This is a genomic window from Inquilinus sp. (genome assembly GCF_039594555.1).
GTDB lineage: Bacteria > Pseudomonadota > Alphaproteobacteria > DSM-16000 > Inquilinaceae > Inquilinus.
Window position 1 is genome coordinate 1 of the sequence record NZ_JBCNNF010000508.1, and the last position, 4368, is coordinate 4368.

Annotated in this window: 4 protein-coding genes; all 4 read left to right on the forward strand. The window is 73.9% G+C overall.

What is annotated here, in order from left to right:
* A partial coding sequence (gene msrA, locus ABDW35_RS32870; RefSeq protein ID WP_343718063.1) for a peptide-methionine (S)-S-oxide reductase MsrA occupies positions 1–743 on the forward strand: 743 nt, incomplete at its 5' end.
* 125 nt (positions 744–868) lie between these two features.
* Entirely contained in the window at positions 869–2242 is a 1374-nt protein-coding gene (locus ABDW35_RS32875) for a cytochrome c (RefSeq protein ID WP_343718064.1), read from the forward strand.
* Between the two features lie 9 nt (positions 2243–2251).
* Positions 2252–2752, forward strand: coding sequence for a (2Fe-2S)-binding protein (locus ABDW35_RS32880; RefSeq protein ID WP_343718065.1), 501 nt, complete (start codon positions 2252–2254; stop codon positions 2750–2752).
* The coding region (locus tag ABDW35_RS32885; protein WP_343718066.1) for a molybdopterin cofactor-binding domain-containing protein at positions 2749–4368 on the forward strand (1620 nt) is incomplete at its 3' end. The genes ABDW35_RS32880 and ABDW35_RS32885, both read left to right, overlap by 4 nt.

Genomic DNA, 4368 nt, shown 5'->3' on the forward strand with positions numbered 1-4368 from the left:
GAGCCATGTCTCTCTTCCCGATCCGACCCTCCGCCGCCTGGCGGCGCCTGCCGGCCCTCGCCGGCGCCCTGTCCCTGCTGGCGGTCGCCGCCGGCCTCGCGGTCACGCAGTCCTCGGCCGAGGAGGCGCGGCTGGTGCCGCCGCCCGCGGTCGACGAAAGCGCCGCGTCCGGCGCCGCGACCGAGACCGCGGTGCTGGCCGGCGGCTGCTTCTGGGGCGTCCAGGGCGTGTTCCAGCACGTCAGGGGCGTCACCAGCGCCGTCTCCGGCTATGCCGGCGGCGACGCGCGGACGGCGCAGTACGAGACCGTCAGCGGCGGCGGCACCGGCCATGCGGAATCGGTCAAGATCACCTACGACCCGCACCAGATCAGCTATGGCCGCATCCTGCAGATCTACTTCTCGGTGGCGCATGACCCGACCCAGCTGAACCGCCAGGGCCCGGACAGCGGCACCCAGTACCGCTCGGCGATCTTCCCGGCGGATGCGGAGCAGGCGCGCGTGGCCAAGGCCTATGTCGACCAGCTGAACCAGGCCGGGACCTTTGACGCCGCGATCGTGACCAGGATCGAGCCCGGCCGGTCCTTCTTCCCGGCTGAGGACTACCACCAGGACTATCTGACCCTGCACCCGGCCAGCCCCTACATCGCCATCAACGACCTGCCGAAGGTCGAGGCGCTGCAGCGGCTGTTCCCGGATTCCTACCGCGCCGATCCGGTGCTGGTGTCGGCGCGAACCAACTGAGGGCAGCCGAGCGGCGACAAAACGCCCCTGGCCAGGACGGAAATCTCGTCCGACCATGCATATCCAGGAATGCACCGGCTGAAGGCCCGTGAGAGGTCCGGCCGGCAGGCAAGGGACGGATCGCCATGGGGCTGCTGCGCGCCGGCCGCATCGTGCTGGGCATCGGGCTGCTGCTGGCCGTCGGCGGCGCTGCGGGGCTGGCCGCCTATGGCTGGCGCCCGGCGATCGACCCGATCGAGCCACCGGCCCCGGCGGGCTTCGACCCGGCGCTGGTGCGGCAGGGCGCCGAGCTGGCCTCGGTCGGCAATTGCGCCACCTGCCACACCGCCCCGGGCGGCAAGCCCTTCGCCGGCGGGCTGCCGCTGCCGACGCCCTTCGGCACGATCTACTCCACCAACATCACCCCCGACCCGGAGACCGGCATCGGCCGCTGGTCGGAGGCGGCGTTCCAGCGGGCGATGCGCGAGGGCGTCGACCGCGCCGGCCGCAACCTCTACCCCGCCTTCCCCTACGACCACTTCACCCTGGTCACCGACGCGGACAACCGGGCGCTCTACGCCTTCCTGATGACGCGGCAGCCGGTGCCGGCGCGGGCGCCGGCCAACGACCTGCCCTTCCCGCTGGACCAGCGCTTCGTCCTGGCCGGCTGGAAGCTGCTGTTCCTGCATCCCGGGCCGTACAAGCCGGACCCGGCGCATGACGCGGCCTGGAACCGCGGCGCCTATCTGGCCGAGGGGCTGGCGCATTGCGGCGCCTGCCACACGCCGCGCAACCTGCTCGGCGCCGAGCGGACCAGCCGGCGCTTCGCCGGCGGCGATGCCGAGGGCTGGCACGCCGTGCCGATCGGCAGCTTGTCGCCGGCGCCGGTGCCCTGGACCGCGGAGTCGCTGTTCCAGTACCTCCGCGCCGGCTGGCACGGCCAGCACGGCACCGCGCAGGGCCCGATGGGGCCGGTGGCCGACAGCCTGGCCGGCATCCCGGAAGCCGATGTGCGGGCGATCGCCGGCTACGTCGCCTCGGTGATGGGCCAGCCGGATGCCGATGCGCGCAGGCGCGGCGATGCCCTGGTGGCCGCCACCGCCGACCCGGCCGGCCCCGGCACCCGGCCGCAATCGGCCGGCAGCCAGACCGTCGCCCCAGCCGCCTCCGCCCCGGATCCCGGCGCCGCGATCTACGCCGCCACCTGCGCCGCCTGCCATGAGAGCGGCCGGCCCTCACCCTTCGGCGGGCTGGACCTGCGCCTCAGCTCCGCCATCAGCGGCGACAGCCCGGCCAACCTGATCCGCATCATCCGCCAGGGCGTCCCGGCGCAGGCCGGCGCGAAGGCGCCGATCATGCCCGGCTTCGCCGCCGCGATATCGGACCGGCAGCTGGCGGCGCTGACCGGATATCTGCGCGGCCGCTTCACCGACAAGCCGGCCTGGAGCGGCGTCGACGCCGCCATCCGCGCCGCCCGCGACAGCGAGGTCGCCGCCTCCGCCACCGCCGCCAGCCCCTAGGGAGAGGTCATGATCGAGATCAGGGTCAACGGCCGCCGGCAGACCATCGCCGCCGATCCCGACACGCCGCTGCTGTATGTGCTGCGCGGCGAGCTGCAGCTCAACGCCGCCAAATACGGCTGCGGCCTGGGCCAGTGCGGGTCCTGCACCGTGCTGGTCGACGGCGAGCCCGCCTTCTCCTGCGTCGTGCCGGTGCTGCTGGCGGAGAACAAGGAGGTGACGACGCTGGAGGGGCTGGGCACCGAGGCCGAGCCCGGCCCGCTGCAGCGCGCCTTCATCGCCGAGCAGGCGGCGCAGTGCGGCTACTGCATCCCCGGCATGATGATGCGAGCCCATGCGCTGCTGCGGAAGACGCTGACACCGTCGGAATCCCAGATCCGCCAGGCCCTGCAGCCCAACCTGTGCCGCTGCGGCACCCATCTGCGCATCCTGCGCGCGGTCCGCCGCGCCGCCGAGGAGATGCGCAGCGCCTCGTCCGACCGGCCGGCGGCGCGGGAGACCGCGCTGTGAGCGCCGGCCTCTCCCGCCGCTCCGTGCTGCAGGGCGCCGGCGGCCTGGTCGTCAGCTTCGCCCTGGCGCCTGCCGCCTTCGCCCAGCAGGCGGCCGAGACGCCGCAGCTGGGCGGCGCCCTGCCCGGCAGCCTGGAGGACGCGCCCTATCTCGATTCCTGGATCCAGGTCGCCTCCGACGGCACGGTCACCGTCTTCACCGGCAAGGCCGAGCTGGGCCAGGGCATCGCCACCGCGCTGCGCCAGGTCGCGGCCGAGGAGCTGGGCCTGGCCTTCGAGGGGCTGGGCATCGTCACCGCCGACACCGGCCGCACCGCCAATGAGGGCTACACCGCCGGCAGCCATTCGATGCAGGACAGCGGCACCGCCATCCGGCATGCCGCGGCCCAGACGCGCGCGATCCTGCTGACCGAGGCGGCGCGGCAGATGGGGGCCCCGGCCGAACAGCTGCGGATCGACCGCGGCATCGTGCTGGCGCCGGACGGCAACCGCCGCTCCTTCGGCGCGCTGGCGGCCGGCCTGTCGCTGCATGTCGAGGCGAAGCCGGAGTCGCCGCTGACCGACCCGGCCGCCTTCCGGGTGATGGGCCAGCCGGTGCCGCGCATCGACATCCCGGCCAAGGTGACGGGCGGCGAGGCCTATGTGCAGGACATGCGCCTGCCCGGCATGCTGCACGCCCGGATCGTGCGGCCGCCCAGCCCCGGCGCCCGGCTGGCGGCGCTGGACAGCAGCGCGGCCGAAGCGTTGCCCGGCGTGGTCAAGGTGATCCGCGACGGCGACTTCCTGGCGGTGGCGGCGGAGCAGGAATACCAGGCGATCAAGGCGATGCGGCTGCTGGCCGCCGCGGCGCAGTGGCAGGAGGATGCGGCGCTGCCCGACCAGGCCCGGCTGCCGGAGGCGCTGCTGGCCCTGCCGGCCCAGGATTTCGCCATCCTCGACAGGCATGACGCGGCACCGCCCGCCGGCGGCCGGACCATCGAGGCCCGCTACACCAGGCCCTATCTGATGCACGGGTCGATCGGCCCGTCCTGCGCCGTGGCGCAGCAGGAGAAGGACGGGCTGCTGACGGTGTGGACCCACACCCAGGGCGTCTTTCCCGACCGCAAGGCAATCGCCGAGATGCTGGGCCGGCCGGTCGAGACGGTGCGCTGCATCCATGTCCCCGGCTCCGGCTGCTACGGCCACAACGCCGCCGACGACGCCGCGGCCGACGCCGCCCTGCTGGCGATGGCGCTGCCCGGCCGCCCGGTGCGGGTGCAGTGGATGCGCGAGCAGGAGCATGCCTGGGAGCCCTATGGCCCGGCGATGGTGACGCAGGCCCGCGCGACGCTGGACGACACCGGCCGCATTGCCGACTGGGATTACGGGGTGTGGAGCAACACCCATTCGATGCGCCCCGGCCCGGCCGGCAGCCTGCTGGCCGCCCGGCACTTGGCGAAGCCCTTCCCGCTGCCGGCGCCGAAGCCGCTGCCGCAGCCGGAGGGCGGCGGCGACCGCAACGCCATCCCGCTCTACACCCTGGCCAGCGCCCGGGTGGTGCACCATTTCCTGCCGGACATGCCGCTGCGCATCTCGGCCCTGCGGTCGCTCGGCGCGCAGATGAACGTGTTCTCGATC

Coding starts and splice junctions, on each gene's coding strand:
- ABDW35_RS32880 (WP_343718065.1), top strand. CDS start 2,252: ATGATCGAGATCAGGGTCAACGGCCGCCGGCAGACCATCGCCGCCGAT.
- ABDW35_RS32875 (WP_343718064.1), top strand. CDS start 869: ATGGGGCTGCTGCGCGCCGGCCGCATCGTGCTGGGCATCGGGCTGCTG.